Annotated in this window: 13 protein-coding genes and 1 riboswitch; of the genes, 8 read left to right on the plus strand and 5 right to left on the minus strand. The window is 67.7% G+C overall.

From position 1 onward, the window contains the following. Positions 1-40 precede the first annotated feature (40 nt). On the minus strand, positions 41-3,586 hold the full coding sequence (locus AC0Z6F_RS14105) for a hybrid sensor histidine kinase/response regulator (RefSeq protein ID WP_485617349.1): 3,546 nt from the start codon (positions 3,584-3,586) through the stop codon (positions 41-43). A 165-nt stretch (positions 3,587-3,751) separates the two neighbouring features. Here AC0Z6F_RS14105 and AC0Z6F_RS14110 point away from each other — a divergent pair, with 165 nt between their 5' ends. From AC0Z6F_RS14110 to AC0Z6F_RS14120, 3 genes are read left to right on the plus strand one after another with little or no spacing between them, the layout of a single operon-like run. Then, the gene (locus AC0Z6F_RS14110; protein WP_012511852.1) at positions 3,752-4,384 is read left to right on the plus strand and encodes a YceI family protein; all 633 of its coding nucleotides are present in this window, start codon (positions 3,752-3,754) and stop codon (positions 4,382-4,384) included. Between the two features lie 10 nt (positions 4,385-4,394). Then, complete coding sequence (locus AC0Z6F_RS14115) at positions 4,395-4,967, plus strand: cytochrome b (RefSeq protein WP_006384699.1); 573 nt, start codon at positions 4,395-4,397, stop codon at positions 4,965-4,967. 3 nt (positions 4,968-4,970) lie between these two features. Next, positions 4,971-5,543, plus strand: coding sequence for a YceI family protein (locus AC0Z6F_RS14120; RefSeq protein WP_006384701.1), 573 nt, complete (start codon positions 4,971-4,973; stop codon positions 5,541-5,543). A gap of 79 nt (positions 5,544-5,622) precedes the next feature. Here the strand turns inward: AC0Z6F_RS14120 and AC0Z6F_RS14125 are convergent, their stop codons facing one another. Beyond that, positions 5,623-5,850 carry a glutaredoxin family protein gene (locus AC0Z6F_RS14125; protein WP_100435181.1) on the minus strand — a complete coding sequence of 76 codons (228 nt, stop codon included), beginning with the start codon at positions 5,848-5,850 and terminating at the stop codon, positions 5,623-5,625. 100 nt (positions 5,851-5,950) lie between these two features. Here AC0Z6F_RS14125 and AC0Z6F_RS14130 point away from each other — a divergent pair, with 100 nt between their 5' ends. Further along, positions 5,951-7,333 (plus strand): L-serine ammonia-lyase, encoded by a 1,383-nt coding sequence (locus AC0Z6F_RS14130; protein ID WP_006384709.1) that lies wholly within the window; start codon positions 5,951-5,953, stop codon positions 7,331-7,333. A 204-nt stretch (positions 7,334-7,537) separates the two neighbouring features. Further along, positions 7,538-8,533 carry an alpha/beta fold hydrolase gene (locus AC0Z6F_RS14135; protein WP_100435113.1) on the plus strand — a complete coding sequence of 332 codons (996 nt, stop codon included), beginning with the start codon at positions 7,538-7,540 and terminating at the stop codon, positions 8,531-8,533. Positions 8,534-8,623: 90 nt separating this feature from the next. Here the strand turns inward: AC0Z6F_RS14135 and AC0Z6F_RS14140 are convergent, their stop codons facing one another. From AC0Z6F_RS14140 to metX, 3 genes are read right to left on the minus strand one after another with little or no spacing between them, the layout of a single operon-like run. Then, positions 8,624-9,691: a homoserine dehydrogenase family protein gene (locus AC0Z6F_RS14140; RefSeq protein WP_006384718.1), complete on the minus strand. Its 1,068-nt coding sequence runs from the start codon at positions 9,689-9,691 to the stop codon at positions 8,624-8,626. Next, positions 9,688-10,923 carry an O-succinylhomoserine (thiol)-lyase gene (locus AC0Z6F_RS14145; protein WP_485617353.1) on the minus strand — a complete coding sequence of 412 codons (1,236 nt, stop codon included), beginning with the start codon at positions 10,921-10,923 and terminating at the stop codon, positions 9,688-9,690. Before AC0Z6F_RS14145 ends, AC0Z6F_RS14140 begins: the two co-directional genes overlap by 4 nt. Further along, entirely contained in the window at positions 10,920-11,951 is a 1,032-nt protein-coding gene (metX, locus tag AC0Z6F_RS14150) for a homoserine O-succinyltransferase MetX (RefSeq protein WP_065723916.1), read from the minus strand. The genes AC0Z6F_RS14145 and metX overlap by 4 nt, the downstream gene beginning before the upstream one ends. 77 nt (positions 11,952-12,028) lie before the next feature. Further along, positions 12,029-12,147, minus strand: a riboswitch (SAM riboswitch). Positions 12,148-12,296: 149 nt separating this feature from the next. On the opposite strand from metX, the gene AC0Z6F_RS14155 reads away from it, so the two are divergent. From AC0Z6F_RS14155 to trhA, 3 genes are all read left to right on the plus strand, one after another. After that, positions 12,297-13,190 (plus strand): M23 family metallopeptidase, encoded by an 894-nt coding sequence (locus tag AC0Z6F_RS14155; protein ID WP_485617355.1) that lies wholly within the window; start codon positions 12,297-12,299, stop codon positions 13,188-13,190. A 66-nt stretch (positions 13,191-13,256) separates the two neighbouring features. Next, positions 13,257-14,861 carry a peptide chain release factor 3 gene (locus AC0Z6F_RS14160; RefSeq protein WP_006384729.1) on the plus strand — a complete coding sequence of 535 codons (1,605 nt, stop codon included), beginning with the start codon at positions 13,257-13,259 and terminating at the stop codon, positions 14,859-14,861. A 178-nt stretch (positions 14,862-15,039) separates the two neighbouring features. After that, positions 15,040-15,678, plus strand: a complete 639-nt coding sequence (trhA, locus tag AC0Z6F_RS14165; RefSeq protein ID WP_032972214.1) for a PAQR family membrane homeostasis protein TrhA — start codon at positions 15,040-15,042, stop codon at positions 15,676-15,678. Positions 15,679-15,746 lie beyond the last annotated feature (68 nt).

The raw sequence follows: 15,746 nt of genomic DNA on the forward strand, positions 1-15,746 counted from the left end.
AAACCGAAAGTCACGCCGTTCACGTCCGGCACCGACGCTTTCAATGTGCGACTTGTCGTTTTGCGCGAGCCTGGGCAATCGCGGTCACCAGCAGGTCGCCGGTGACCGGCTTGCGCAGGAAACCATCGAAACCGGCCGCCAGCACCTGGCTTTCGGCATAGGCGTCGGAGCGTGCGGTAACCGCCACCAGCGGCAGTTCATAGCCCATGGTGCGCAGCTGGCGGGCGATCGCGGTTCCATCCAGGGCAGGCAGGTCGAGGTCGAGCAGGCCGACATCGAAGCCATCGGTCGCGATCTCGGACAAGGCTCCCAGCCCGTGCAGCACATGCACCACCTCGTGGCCACGGCCACGCAGCAGGCCGGCGATGACCTCAGCCACGGTGGCATCGTCTTCGACCAGCAGGATGCGCAAGGGCGGCAGCACCGGCAACGCCGGGGAGTCGCCCTGCGCGTTGGCGGCCTGCCGGGTCCACGGCAACGGCAGGCGCACCTGGAAGCGCGCGCCCTTGCCTGGCTGGCTGTCCACTTCGATGCGCCCGCCCATCGCCACCGCCAGTTCCTGGCAGATCGCCAGGCCCAGGCCGCTGCCACCATAGCGCGACGCCGTGCGCGGCCCCTCGGCCTGCTCGAAGCGATGGAACAAGCGCTCCTGCTGCTCGGCATTGATGCCCGGGCCACTGTCGTGCACCTCGAAGCAGAGGCCAGCACCGTTGTCATCCAGGCGCACGGCCAGGCCAACGTGGCCACGTTCGGTGAACTTGATCGCATTGCCCAGCAGGTTGAGCAGGATCTGGCGCACGCGCATCTCATCACCGCTGACGCTGATCGGCCCGGGCGGATCGTCGCCCCGCTGGAAGGCCAGCTGACGCTGCCGCGCCATCGGCTGCATCAGCGCCTGCACCTGGTCGAGCAGGCCGCCCAGGTCGAACGGACGCAGGTCCAGCTCCAGCCGCCCAGCCTCGATGCGGGCCAGGTCCAGTGCATCGTTGACCAGCCGCAACAGGTGGCTGCCCGCCTGCTGGATCGAGCCGGCGTAACTGCGCTGTACCGGATCCAGCGGCGTGGCCAGCAGCAGCTCGCTCATGCCCAGCACGCCCGTCATCGGCGTGCGCACTTCGTGGCCCAGCGTGGCCAGGAAACGGCTCTTGGCCTGCGACGCCTGCTCGGCCAGCTGCTGCTTGTGCACGGTCAGCTGCCACTGCTGGCGGCGACGCAGGCGCGCCCGGATCGACCACACCAGGGTCACCAGCAGCAACGAACCAAGCAGGATATAGCCGAAGATCGCCATGCCGCTGCGCCACCACGGCGGCAGCACCTTCACCTGCAGCCGCTGTGACGGTGTCCATGCGCCGCTGGCGGTCGCCGCCTGCACTTCGATGACATAGCTGCCGGTGGGCAACCGCGAGAGTGTGCGCTGGCCGTCACCGCCCTGCTCGACCCAGTTCTGGTCGTAGCCTTGCACCCGGAAGCGATAGCGATTGCCCTGCGGGTTGGCATAGGACAGCAACCGTGCATCGATCTGCAGATCACGATCATCCGGCCCCAGCAGCAGGGTGCCGGTGTTAGGCAGCGGCTGCCAGCCGCGGGCGTCGTCACGGCGCACGCGTACCTCGGCAATCACCAACGACGAAGGCGGCAGCACCGCGTCGACCGAGTTCACATCGAATGCGACCAGGCCGGTCTGGCTCACCGCCAGCACACGACCATCGGCATTCACCGCCGGCGGCCGGCTGGTGAACTCGGCATCGGACAGGCCATCGCGTTCGTTGAACTGCTGCAGGCGCCGCGCCTTGGGATCCCAGCGCAGCAGGCCGCGCGGCGTGGTTGCCCACAGGCGGCCGTCATCGGCCAGCGCCAGCCCGCCCATGCTGACCGCGGGCACACCGGCACCGCCATCAACACGCTGGATCAGGCGCAGGCTCATGCCATCCCACTGGTAGCGCTCGAGCGCGCCCTGCCGGGCCAGCCACAACTGTTGCGGATCAATCCATACCAGGTCGTAGATGAGCCCACGCGAGACACCTGGCACTGCTTCAAATCGTCCCGCGTGCTCGCGCCAGAGGCCCATGTCGCCCATCACCCAGGCCTGGCCATGGGCGTCGAAACGGATCTGCTCGATCGGTGAATCGGCGGTGCCACGGATGTCATCCAGCGGGAAACTGCGCAGCAGCCGGCCGTCGGCGCTGCGCTGCTGCAGGCCCAGGTTCATCACCGACAGCCAGACCGTGCCATCCGGCGCCTGCCGCATCAGATCGATGCGCTGGCGCAGGTCGGCGCCGCCATCGATGCGCCAGTCGTGCAGCGCACGGGTGGCCGGATCGTACACGCTGATGCGGCCCGCGCGGCCCAGCCACAGGCCCCCGTCCGGTCGCGGCAGCACCGACCACACCGCCCCGCTGCCGATCTCGCGATCGCTGGCCAGCAGGCGCAGCGTGCCCTGAGCATCCAACTGGTACACGCCATGCGCTGAGCCGACGTAGTAATTCCGGCCATCACTGGCTGCACTCAGCAGGTACTGGCTGTCCAGCGGCTTGCCGTCAAGCTGGTTCCAGATCGAAAACCGGCGCCAGTCCGGCGGCAGGTAGGCCAGGCCCTGGGTCAGCAGCGCCACCCACAGTCCCCCTTCATGGTCCTGCAGCAGATCAAGCACACCGCTTTGCGCGGTCAGGAAGCCGCTGCCACGGTCCCCCTCGAGCCGGCGCAGCGTGCCGGCATCGCCGCGCAGCAGGCCATCGGACGTACCGGCCCAGTAGCCGCCCTGGCGATCGGCCAGCACCAGTGCCGAACGCAGGCTGGCGCTGTCGGCCCAGCGCGGACGACTGACCCGGTCCTGCGCATCGATGCGGTACAGGCCCTCGTTCTGGCTGCCGACCCAGATCGAGCCGTCAGGATCCCGGCTCAGCCGCAGCACGCTCAGCGTACCCAGCTCGCGTGGGGCCACCGCCTCGAAGCTGCTGCCGTTCCAGCGCGCCAACCCCGCTTCGGTGCCGATCCACAGACGGCCCTTTGCATCGACCAGGCTGCTGAAGATGGTGTTGCTGGGCAGTCCACCGGGATGCCCCGGATCATGCTGGAAGAAGCGCAGGCTGCCGTCCTCGCCAAAACGGCAGACACCATGGCCGCTGGTGCCGATCCAGAGGGCGTCCTCGGCATAGGCCAGGGTCCAGAACTGGCTCATGCACGGGCCATTGACCGTGTCGAAGGTCTTGAAGCGCTCGCGATCGGCATCCAGGCGCGCCACGCCCTTGCCGTTGATACCCACCCATACGCGATCCAGCGGATCGACCAGCAGGGTCTCGATCTCGTTGCCGGGCAGCGAGCCCGGCTGATCCGGATCGTGCTCCCAGACCCTCAGGCCGCCCCCGTCGTAGCGCACCAGGCCGCCGTCGGTAGCCGCCCAGATATGCCCCTGGCGATCCTCTGCCAGGGCCAGCACCATGCGCGACGGCAAGCCTTCGGCGGCACCAAAGCGGCGCAGGCGTGGTGTTTCCGCCATGTCCAAGGTGGCAGCTGCCACGGCAAACGCCATCAGCAGCAGCCCCGTACCCGCGATGCCTTGGCACCACAGGCGCCAGCCGCTCGTCATCCTGAACCCCCTGTCCTGTCCCGATTGTCACACAGGGCCAGGTCCATCGCTGCAACAGCCTGTTTCCAGAGGCAATACCACCACGAACTGTTGCAGCCGTGCACGCAACGTTGGCAGGGGGCTATGCGTATGATCGCAGCGTCCCCCTTCCGGAGCCCGCCATCGATGCGTCCCTGCCTGGCCCTGCTGCCGATGCTGCTCGCCACCGCGCCCGCCTGGGCGGACGCAGACACCTATCGCCTCGACCCAGTGCATACGCGGGTGCTGTTCGCCATCGACCACGCCGGCTATTCGCAGGCGATGGGGACGGTCTCCGGCAGTGAGGGCCGCCTGCAGTTCGATCCCGACAACTGGCGCGAGGCTACGCTCGACGTCGAAGTCCCCGTGTCGCGATTGGACCTTGGCGATGCCAAGTGGAACCAGGCCACGCTGGCCCGCAGCCTGCTCGATGGCGAGCGCTTCCCGAGCGCGCGCTTCGTCTCCACCCGGGTTGAACCGATCGATGCCAAGCGCGCCCACGTGATCGGCACCCTGACCCTGCGCGGGGTCAGCCAGGAGGTCACGCTGGACGTGACCCTCAACGCCATCAAGCGCTACCCGCTGCCCCCGTTCCGACGCACCGCCGGTTTTTCCGCCAGCACCACGCTGAGCCGGCGTGCGTTCGGCATCACCGCCTGGCCGGGCGTCATCGGTGATGCAGTACAGCTGAGGATCGAGGCTGAAGCCACCCTCGACCGCAGCGACGCCCCGGGAACTCCCGCTCCCGTTCCGCACTCCGACCCCAAGACGGCCCCCTAGAGGACCTTTCATGACCGCCAAGAACACCCCCGCCGCCTGGGGGAGTGTCAGCCAGATCCTGCATTGGTTGATCGCACTGCTGATCCTCGCCCTGGGCGTGGTCGGCCTGACCATGGGCGAGCTGCCCAAGACCCCCAAGTACTTCTGGGTCTACACCGCGCACAAGTCGATCGGCATCACCGTATTGGCGCTGGTGCTGTTCCGCCTCGGCTGGCGTGTGTATGCCGGTGCGCCCAAGCCGGTGCCGGGCGTGCCCAGCTGGCAGGAACGCATCGCCAGTGCCACTCACGTGCTGCTCTACGTGCTGATGTTCGCCATCCCGCTGTCGGGCTGGCTGTACGACTCGGCCAGCGGCCTGCGTCCGTTCCGCTGGTTCGGCCTGGTTGACGTGCCGAAGCTGAGTGGCCCGGACCCGCAGGTCGTCGCGGTGTCCCATGCCATCCACGAATACGGCTTCTGGCTGTTGATCGCGGTGGTGCTGGCCCATGCCGGCGCTGCCTTCTACCACCACCTGTTCCAGCGCGATGCAACGTTGTCCCGCATGTTGCCGCGCGGCTGGCTCGCCTCCCCTCAGAAGGACTGATCGATGAACCTGAAACTGACCACTCCGGCCGCCGTGGCCGCCGCCCTTGCCGGCATGCTGGCCACCGCCCCGGTGCTCGCCGCCGACTACGCGCAGGCGCCCGGCGCCGGCTCGATCCTGGTGTTCGCCACCAAGTACGACGGCGAAGTGTTCACCGGCAGCTTCCCGGGCTTCGCCACCAAGCTCAGCTTCGACCCGGCCAATCCGGCCGCCGGTTCGCTGGACGTGGTGATCCCGCTGGCCGGCGCCAAGAGTGGCAACAGTGATCGCGACTCGACCCTGCAGACCGCTGACTTCTTCAACGTCGGCAAGTTCGCCACCGCACGCTACACCGCCAAGGGCTTCCGCGCGGTGGGCAACGACCAGTTCGCCGCCGACGGCACACTGGAACTGCGCGGCGTCAGCAAGCCGGTCACCCTCACCTTCACCTGGAAGCCCGGCACCCAGCCGGTGCTGACCGGCAAGGCCACGGTCAAGCGCCTCGACTTCGGCGTTGGCGGCGGCGACTGGGCCGACACCAAGACCATTCCGGACGAAACCGCGATCAGCACGATCGTGAAGTTCGACGCGAAATAAGACGGGTGTGCCGCCGGGCATGGCCCGGCGCTACCGCAGAACGGTGACACAGGGTAGCGCCGGGCCATGCCCGGCGGATTCAACCCGCAGCCAGCCAGGCCTGAACCGTGGCCGCGTCGAACGGCCAGTCCAGCTCGCGGTCAGCGCCCTCGTCACGCAGCACCGGCACCCGCGCGCCGTAGCGCGATTCCAGCGCCGGCTGGTCATCCAGGAATACCGATTCGAACTCCGGCGCCCGCGCTTTGGCCAGTTCGGCCAGGGCCATGTCGCACAGGTGGCAGTCGTCACGCTGGAACAGAGTCAACACCGGCAGGGTCCCCTTGGTGGAAATGCTGCGCCGCAGCCATTGAAGTGCGGCGTGAACCGCTAGAATAGCGGTCTCTTCCGGTACCCGCAGTACGGCAACCATGGCTGTCAGCACGTTCGACGTTTTCAAGATCGGCATTGGCCCGAGCTCCTCGCACACCGTCGGGCCGATGAAGGCCGCCGAGCGATTCATCCACCGCTGGCTGCTCGACCCGGGCCGCCTGCACGAGGTCGCGCGCATCCGTGCCGACGTCTACGGATCGCTGGCGCTGACCGGCCGCGGCCATGGTACCGACAAGGCGATCCTGCTCGGCCTGGAAGGGCAGCGGCCGAACCTGATCGACCCGGACATCATCCCGGCGACGCTGGAGCGCATCCGCAGCAGCAAGCGCATCCAGCTGATGGGCCAGCACGAGATCGCCTTCGACGAGAAGCGCGACCTCGGCATGAACAAGCGCCAGAAGCTGCCGTACCACACCAACGGCATGCGCTTCACCGCGTACAACGCCGACGACGAAGTGCTCGCCACCCGCGATTACTACTCGGTCGGCGGTGGCTTCGTGGTCAACCAGGACGACGCGGCCGATGACCGCATCGTGCCCGACGAGACCCCGCTGCCCTACCCGTTCAAGAGCGGCGACGAGCTGCTGGCGCAGACCGCACGCAGCGGCCTGAGCATCGCCCAGTTGATGTTCGAGAACGAGAAGTGCTGGCGCAGCGAAGACGAGATCCGCGCCAACCTGCGCGAGATCTGGAGCGCGATGCAGTCGTGCGTCAGCCGCGGGATCCGCGAAGAAGGCGTGCTGCCGGGTGGCTTGAAGGTTGGCCGTCGTGCACCGGCGCTGTACCGCGAGCTGTCGTCGAAGCCGGAAGCGGCGATGCGCGATCCGCTGACCACGCTGGACTGGGTCAATCTGTATGCGCTGGCGGTTAACGAGGAAAACGCGGCCGGTGGCCGCGTGGTCACCGCACCGACCAACGGTGCAGCCGGCGTACTGCCTGCGGTGCTGCATTACTTCGACCGTTTCTGCCCGGGCGCGAACGAGCAGCGCGTGTTCGACTTCCTGTTGACCTCGGCGGCGATCGGCATCCTGTACAAGGAAAACGCCTCGATCTCCGGCGCCGAAGTCGGCTGCCAGGGCGAAGTGGGCGTAGCCTGTTCGATGGCGGCCGGTGGCCTGGTGGCGGCGCTGGGTGGCAACCCCAGCCAGATCGAGAACGCCGCGGAAATCGGCATGGAGCACAACCTCGGCCTGACCTGCGACCCGATCGGCGGCCTGGTGCAGATTCCGTGCATCGAGCGCAACGCGATGGGTGCGGTGAAGGCGATCAATGCCTCGCGCATGGCGATGCGTGGCGACGGCAAGCACAAGGTGTCACTGGACAAGGTGATCAAGACCATGCGCGACACCGGCCGCGACATGCAGGACAAGTACAAGGAAACCAGCCGCGGTGGTCTGGCGGTGAACGTCATCGAGTGCTGAGCTCGACGGGGCCCGGCGCGATGGCGCCGGGCCACAGGTAGAGTCGACTGTTAGTCGACTATCGCGCGCAGCGCGGGTTTTTCGCGGTCTGATCGAAGAGCAGTCGACTGGCAGTCGACTCTACCCCCGTTGTCCCTGGCCGGTCGGACGACACCGTCACCGCGTTCCGGTTAGGCTCGGGGCTCCCTCGCCCCGGATTACCCCATGCGCGTGATCGCCGCTGCACTGCTAGCCTGCCTGCCGTTGCCGGCCCTGGCTGCGCCCACTTACGGGCCGCGGCTGGAGGGTTTCGACTACGGCTATCCAGTCAAGACGTTCGCGCTGGAATCACAGCGGCAGCCCGTGGAGATGGCCTATCTGGATGTCCTTCCCAAGCGCCGCGCCATCGGTGTGGTGGTACTGCTGCACGGCAAGAATTTCTGCGCAGCCACTTGGCAACAGACCATCGCGCCGCTGCTGAACGCCGGTTACCGGGTGATCGCCCCGGACCAGGTGGGCTTCTGCAAGTCCAGCAAGCCCGAGCGCTACCAGTACTCGTTCGCGCAGCTGGCGGCCAACACCCATGCGCTGCTGCAGCAGTTGCAACTGGAGGACATGCCGGTGCATCTGGTCGGCCATTCGATGGGCGGCATGCTGGCGGTGCGCTATGCGCTGATGTACCCGCAGGACCTGCGCAGTCTGTCACTGGTCAACCCGATCGGACTGGAAGACTGGAAGGCGCTGGGCGTGCCATGGCGCAGCGTGGATACGTGGTACGCCGGCGAAATGAAAACCAGCTACGACAGCATCCGCCGCTACCAGCTGGACGTGTACTACGACGGCCAATGGAAGCCGGCTTATGAAACCTGGGCGAGGATGCAGTCGGGCATGTACGAAGGCCCCGGCAAGCAGGCCGTCGCGTGGAGCCAGGCCCTGGCCTCGGACATGGTGTTCAATCAGCCGGTGGTCTACGAGCTGAAGAACCTGCAGGTGCCGACCACGCTGTTCATCGGCCAGAAGGACCGCACCGCGATCGGCCGTGACCTGGCGCCGCCGGAACTGAAGGCAACGCTGGGCAACTATCCGGTGCTGGGCAAGGCAGCGGCGGCGGCGATTCCGGGCGCAGCGCTGGTCGAGTTCGCCGAGCTGGGCCATTCGCCGCAGGTGCAGGACCCGAAGCAGTTCAATGCGGCGTTGTTGAAGGCGTTGGAGTCGCGTTGAGATTGCGGGTCCGCCGGGCATGGCCCGGCGCTACCTGCGAGCGGAGTTGGTAACGCCGGGCCATGCCCGGCGAGCGCAGCAGCAGGGACGTCAACCCACGATCCGCAGCACGTCATCCAGCAGCGCGGCCGCAGTGACTTCCGCGCCCGCGCCCGGCCCCTGGATCAACAACGGCTGGCGCTGATAGCGATCGCTGTGGATCGCTACCCGGTTGTCGGTGCCCGCGCCCTGTGCCAGCGGATGATCGGCCGGCAGCTCGCGCAGGCCTACCTGCGCACCGTTGCCATCAACGCGACCGACAAAACGCAACACACGCCCGTTGTCGCGTGCCTGCTGCCAGCGCGCCTGCAGCGGCGCATCCAGCTGTTCCAGCGCAGCCACCGCATCCTCCAGCGGCAACGCTGCCAGTGTTTCCGGCACCAGCGAATCCACCTGCACCTGCGAAGCATCCAGCGCCAGCCCGCTGCTGCGGGCCAGGATCAGCAGCTTGCGGCGCACATCCTCGCCGGACAGGTCCAGGCGTGGGTCGGGTTCGGTGTAGCCCGCCGCCAGCGCTTCGCGCACCGCCGCCGAGAACGGCGCTTGGCCGTCATAGCGATGGAACAGCCACGCCAGCGAACCGGACAGCACGCCCTCGATGGCGTGGATGTGGTCACCACCGGCCACCAGCGCGCGCAGGCTGCTCAGCAACGGCAGGCCCGCGCCCACCGTGGCGCTGTCGCCGTAGCGCGCACCGCTGTCGGCACAGCTCTCTGCAATGGCCTGTGCGCGTGCCAGCTGCGCGCCACGACCCAGCTTGTTGGCAGTCACCACGTGCACACCGCGTGCCAGCCACTGCACGTGACGCGCGGCGACGTCTTCGCTGGCGGTGGCGTCGACAACCACGTCGCCACGCTCCAGCCCTTCGGCACTGGCCCATGGCGGCGAGTTCTGGCCATCACGCGGCGCACGCCGCGCCAGTTCCAGCGGCAGCGCCAGATCACGATCGATCGCCAGCGCGGTGCGCGAATTGGCCAGCCACTGCACGCTGGGCAGCTCAAGCCCGCGCGCCTGCAATGCCTGGTAGCGCTGCACGAAGGCCGAACCAACCGTGCCCGTGCCGAGCAGCGCCAGGCGCCCCGCGCCCAGCGCAGGAATGTCAGCGGCGAGTGCGCTCATGCATCCACCACCTGTTTGCGGCGCGCAGCCGCATCGATCACGGCTTCTGCGCGCTGCAGCGCTGCGCCGAGATCCGCCAGCAGGTCACGCTCGGCCTCGATGCCGACCGACAGGCGCAGCAGGCCTTCGCTGATGCCGGCGGCCGCGCGCGCTTCGGCGGTCATCGCCGCATGGGTCATGGTGGCCGGATGCGCGACCAGGCTTTCAACGCCGCCCAGCGATTCGGCCAGGGTGAAGCAACGCAGGCCGTCGACGAAGGCCCGCACAGCGGCATGCGGATCGTCACCGGCACAGCCTGCCAGTTCGAACGACAGCATCGCGCCGAAGCCACTCTGCTGGCGAGCGGCGATGGCATGGCCCGGATGATCTGCCAGGCCCGGGTAGTAGACCGCGCCGACCGCCGGATGCTGATCCAGCAGGGCCACGATCGAGGCGGTGTTCTCCTGGTGCACGCGCAGGCGCGCATCCAGCGTGCGCAGGCCCCGCAGGGTCAGGAAAGCATCGAACGGCGAACCGGTCAGGCCCAGCGCATTGCCCCACCACACCAGCTGCTCATGCAGTGCCGGATCACGCGCGATCACCGCACCGCCGACCACATCACTGTGGCCGTTGATGTACTTGGTAGTCGAATGCAGCACCAGGTCCGCGCCGAACGACAGCGGTTGTTGCAGCGCCGGCGACAGGAAGGTGTTGTCGACCACCACCAGCGCACCAGCCTTGTGTGCCGCCTCGATGACGAAGCGCAGGTCGGTGATGCGCAGCAGCGGGTTGGACGGCGTTTCCACCAGCACCAGCTTCGGCTGGGTGGCCAACGCCTGCGCCAGCGCGCGCGGATCGGTCAGATCGGCGGTGACCAGCTCAAAGTGGCCCTTCTTCGCCAGCGCATTGAACAGGCGCCAGCTGCCGCCGTAGGCATCGTGCGGCACCACCAGGGTGTCGCCAGGCTGCAGCAGCGCGTTCAGCACCAGGTTGATCGCGCCCATGCCGGTGGCGGTAATGACGCCGCCGGCGCCGCCCTCCAGTTCCGCCAGCGCCTCGCCCAGAAGGTCACGGGTCGGGTTGCCACTGCGCGTGTAGTCGTACTGGCGCTTGTTGCCGAAGCCTTCAAAGCTGAAGTTCGACGACAGCACGATCGGCGGCGTGACCGCTCCATGCGCGGTGTCACGATCGATGCCGGCGCGGACGGCGGCGGTGGTGCGACTACAGGACGGCTCGTTGGCGTGCAGGCTCATGCGGACTCTCCAGAAGTGCGGAAGGCGGTGGCGAGGATCGCGTCGATGCGATCGGTTTCTTTGAGGAAGGCGTCGTGGCCGTAGGGCGAGCGCAGCACGCGCAGGCTGCCGCGCGGGCCCAGCCCTTCGACCAGGCCGACCAGATCGGCCAGCGGCACCAGGCGGTCGCCCTCCACGGCCACCACCACGGTCGGTGGCAGGATCGCGGTCGGATCAACGCGGTGCAGGTCGATCGATTCGGACAGGCGCAGGTAGGCGGTCACCGGCGTGCGCGCGACGTACTGCGCGCCGGCCGCATCGAGATAGTCTTCGGCAGCCACACGCACGCGGCCATTGATGACTTCCGGCGCGGCATCGAAGCGCTCGCCGAATTCTTCCGGCGTACGGTAGCTGAGCATGGCGAACTGCCGCGCCAGGGCAAGGCCGTGGTCTTCACCGCACTGCAGCTGGCCGAGCGCGACGGCGCGGCGCTGCAGCGCACGCCAGGCGGCGGCATACGGATGCGGGCGATGTGCACCGCTGGCCAGCACCAGCTGGCGCACGCGCGCGCGGTGACGGATCGCGAACTGCTGGCCGACCAGCGCGCCATAGGAATAGCCAACGAACGCCTTCAGCGCGCGGATGCCGAGATGGTCCAGCAGCAGCGCCAGTGCATCGGCTTGGTCGGCGGTATCGATCGGCACATCCAGTGCACCGTCGGCACCGATGAAATCGAAGGCCAGTACACGCAGCTGCTGTGGATCCAGCGCGCGCCCGCTGCCGACCAGATCTTCGGCCCAGCCCTTCTCGCTGAACTGTGCATTGGACGCCACGTGGCGATGGGCGGAAATGCCACCGGCCAGCACCACCACCGGCGCATTGGCCGGGCCGACCCACTCATAGCGCAGGCGCACCGGGCTGGAGCCGGCGTGACGCATCGACAGCACCGCGGCGAACTCACCGCGCTCGGCATGCACGCGGTCTTCAACCGGCACGCTGACGGGGACAAAGGGTTCGGGGCGAATGGCTGTACTGGCGGCGAAGCTCATGGCGGGATCCGGTTGGGGAATCGGCCATCGAGCCTTCGCAGGGCCCGCGTTCGAGATGCACGTGCGGTGCATGGTTCGAACCATCTTTCGGTGGACGCCACGGTCCCCGCAGGATTTGGCACCTACGCAGTCGCTTGCGCGCCTGCGGGCTGCCCCGGCTTCAAAGGGCCTGTCCCTCTGCCGGTCTCGATGGTGGAGCTACGATGCCAGCCTCTTTCGGGACTGTCAATCCCTTCATGCGGATAAAGCGATGAATGTTCTCAGCCCAGCTGTGCGAAGGCGGTCGCGGTCGTCCCGTTCAGGATCGGCTACAGTCCCGGCGGCCCCTACCCGCTGGAACCGCTGATGCCGCGCCTGCCCCTGACCTGCCTGTTGTTGTCCCTGCTGGCGAGCGCGACGGCAAGCGCCGGCGACTGGCGCCAGGGTTGGGGACTGGTGCCCAAGTCCGCCCCGGCCGCTCCGCCCCCCCGCGGCGAGACCGCCCAGAGCGCCGCGCCGATGGCCCAGCTGCGCCTGCAGCCGATCGGCCAGCAGTGGCAGGCCCGGATCGACAACGCCCTGGCCGGGCCACTACAGGTCGAGCTGCGCGCGGCGCCCGGACACCCTGTCGAGGGCCTGCCGGTACAGTCGCTTATCCAGGGCGACAGCAGCCTGGTGGTCGGCCACCTGCCCGCGCCGGTCAACGGCCGCACCTTGGACCTGCGCCTGCGGTCGGTTCCGGGCAACCCGGCCGCGCAGGCCGAGGATGTGGCCTACCGCCTGCCGTTCGATGACGCCCGTCCGCGCGTGGACCAGGCACCACAGGGCCGTTTCAGCCATGATGACGAGGAGAACCGCGACGCGGTCGACTTCGCACTGCCGGAGGGCACGCTGGTGCTGGCCGCGCGCGAGGGCACGGTGATGCAGATCCAGGACGGCTTCCATGGCAACGGCCTGGATCGTGAACGCGATGGCGCCCGCGCAAACTTCATCCGCGTGCTGCACAGCGACGGCAGCATGGCCCTGTACGGCCACCTGCAGGCCGGCGGCATGCGCGTGCGTCGTGGCCAGGCAGTGGGCATCGGACAGCCGATCGGCCTGTCCGGCAACAGTGGCTACAGCAGCGCCCCGCACCTGCACTTCGTGGTGCAGGTCAACCGCGGCATGGGCCTGCGCTCGGTGCCGGCACGCATCTTCGCCGAGCAGGGCCAGCTACAGTTCGCCCGCCAGGGCGAGGCCGGCGGCGGCACCGGGCGCTGACCGGCCCCGGCCGGTATAATCGGGCGCTTATCTCTTTGAAAAGCGCCCCGGGCGGGCGCCACTGCCATGTCCGAAGTCGCCAACGAAGCGTCGCGTCGCCGCACCTTCGCCATCATCTCCCACCCTGACGCCGGCAAGACCACGCTGACCGAAAAGCTGCTGCTGTTCGGCGGCGCGATCCAGATGGCCGGTTCGGTCAAGGGCCGCAAGGCCGCCCGCCACGCCACCTCCGACTGGATGGCGCTGGAAAAGGAACGCGGCATCTCCGTCACCTCCTCGGTGATGCAGTTCCCGTACGAGGGCAAGATCGTCAACCTGCTCGACACTCCCGGCCACGCCGACTTCGGCGAGGACACCTACCGCGTGCTGACCGCGGTGGACTCGGCGCTGATGGTGATCGACGTGGCCAAGGGCGTGGAAGAGCGCACCATCAAGCTGATGGAAGTGTGCCGCCTGCGCGACACCCCGATCATGACCTTCATCAACAAGCTCGACCGCGAGGGCAAGGACCCAATCGAGCTGCTGGATGAAGTGGAGACCGTACTGGGCATCCAGTGCGCACCGGTGACCTGGCCAATCGGCATGGGCCAGCGCCTGAAGGGCGTGGTCCACCTGCTGACCGGCGAGGTGCATCTGTACGAACCGGGCCGCAACTTCACCCGCCAGGACTCCACCATCTTCCCGTCCATCGATGCGCCCGGCCTGGCCGAGAAGATCGGTGCACAGATGCTGGCCGAGCTGCGCGACGAGCTGGATCTGGTGCAGGGCGCCAGCCATCCGTTCGACCTCGACGCTTACCGTGCCGGCAAGCAGACCCCGGTGTTTTTCGGCTCGGGCGTGAACAACTTCGGCGTGCAGCCGCTGCTGGACTTCTTCGTCGAGCATGCACCACCGCCGCAGGCGCGCACCACCACCGGCCGGGTGATCGCCCCGGAAGAGAACAAGCTGACCGGCTTCGTGTTCAAGATCCAGGCCAACATGGACCCGCAGCACCGTGACCGCGTGGCGTTCATGCGCATCTGCTCGGGCCGTTTCAGCGCCGGCATGAAGACCTTCCACGTGCGCACCGGCAAGGACATGAAGCTGGCCAACGCGCTGACCTTCATGGCCAGCGACCGCGAGATCGCCGCCGAGGCGTGGCCCGGCGATGTGATCGGCATCCACAACCATGGCACCATCTCGATCGGCGATACCTTCACCGAAGGCGAAGCGGTCACCTTCACCGGCATCCCCAACTTCGCCCCGGAACTGTTCCGTCGCGCCCGCCTGCGTGATCCGCTGAAGCTCAAGCAGCTGCAGAAGGGCCTGGCCCAGCTGTCCGAGGAAGGAGCGACCCAGTTCTTCCGGCCGCTGACCAGCAACGACCTCATCCTCGGCGCCGTCGGCGTGCTGCAGTTCGACGTGGCCGCCTACCGCCTGAAGGACGAATATGGCGTGGAAGCCACCTTCGAGCAGGTCAGCGTCAGCACCGCACGCTGGGTCCACTGCAGCAACGAGAAGAAGCTGGAAGAGTTCCGCGAGAAGAACGCGCTGAACCTGGCGCTGGATGCAGCCGGCCATCTGGTCTACCTGGCACCGACCCGGGTCAACCTGCAGCTGGCCCAGGAACGCTCGCCAGACGTGCGTTTCTCGGCCACTCGCGAAGCGGCGCATACCGTTTCGGTAGGCTGAGCCGTGGGGTCGGATCCCTTTCCGCAAGGAAAGGGCTCTGACCCCAGCAGTCGCGGGCGATTCATCCCCCGCAACACTGGGATTCACCCACCATACGGTGACGGGCGTGCACGCACCGGCCATCGCGGCGATGATAGGGGCACGCGGGTCCCCCTCCCCGTGACCGATGCCCATGCCCATGTCCACGACGTCCATTGCTTCGATCCGTGAAGAAATCGCCAGCGCCTTGACCCACGGGTTGGGCGCGGTATTCGCCCTGGCCGCCAGTGCGGTGTTGATCACCCTGGCCGCGATCTACGGTGACGGCTGGCAGCTGGCCAGTGCGATCGTGTTCGGTATCGCCCTGTTGCTGCTGTATACCGCCTCCACGCTGTACCACGCCATCCAGCATCCGGTCGCCAAGGGCCGCCTGAAGGTCTTCGACCATTGCGCGATCTACGTGTTGATCGCCGGCACCTATACGCCATTCACCCTGATCGGCCTGCGCGGCCCCTGGGGCTGGGGCCTGTTCACCGCGATCTGGGCGCTGGCGCTGGGCGGCGTGGTGTTCAAGCTGTTCTACACCGGCCGCTTCAAGGTGCTCTCAACCGTGATCTACATCGCCATGGGCTGGTTGGTAGTGGTGGCGATCAAGCCGATGTGGGCTTCGATCGACGGCGGCACCCTGGCCTGGCTGTTCGGCGGCGGCCTGTCGTACACGCTGGGCACGTATTTCTATCACCGTGAATCGATCCCCTATTCGCATGCGATCTGGCACCTGTTCGTGATCGGCGGCAGCGTCTGCCACTTCGTCGCAGTCACCATGCAGGTGCTGTAAGCGCGCACGCGCGGCTTGTGCACACCACGCACATGGACGCTTCGCGCCCCCTCCACGATCAAGGGGCA

This window comes from Stenotrophomonas sp. 1L-E-5-B-C3 (assembly GCF_057292075.1).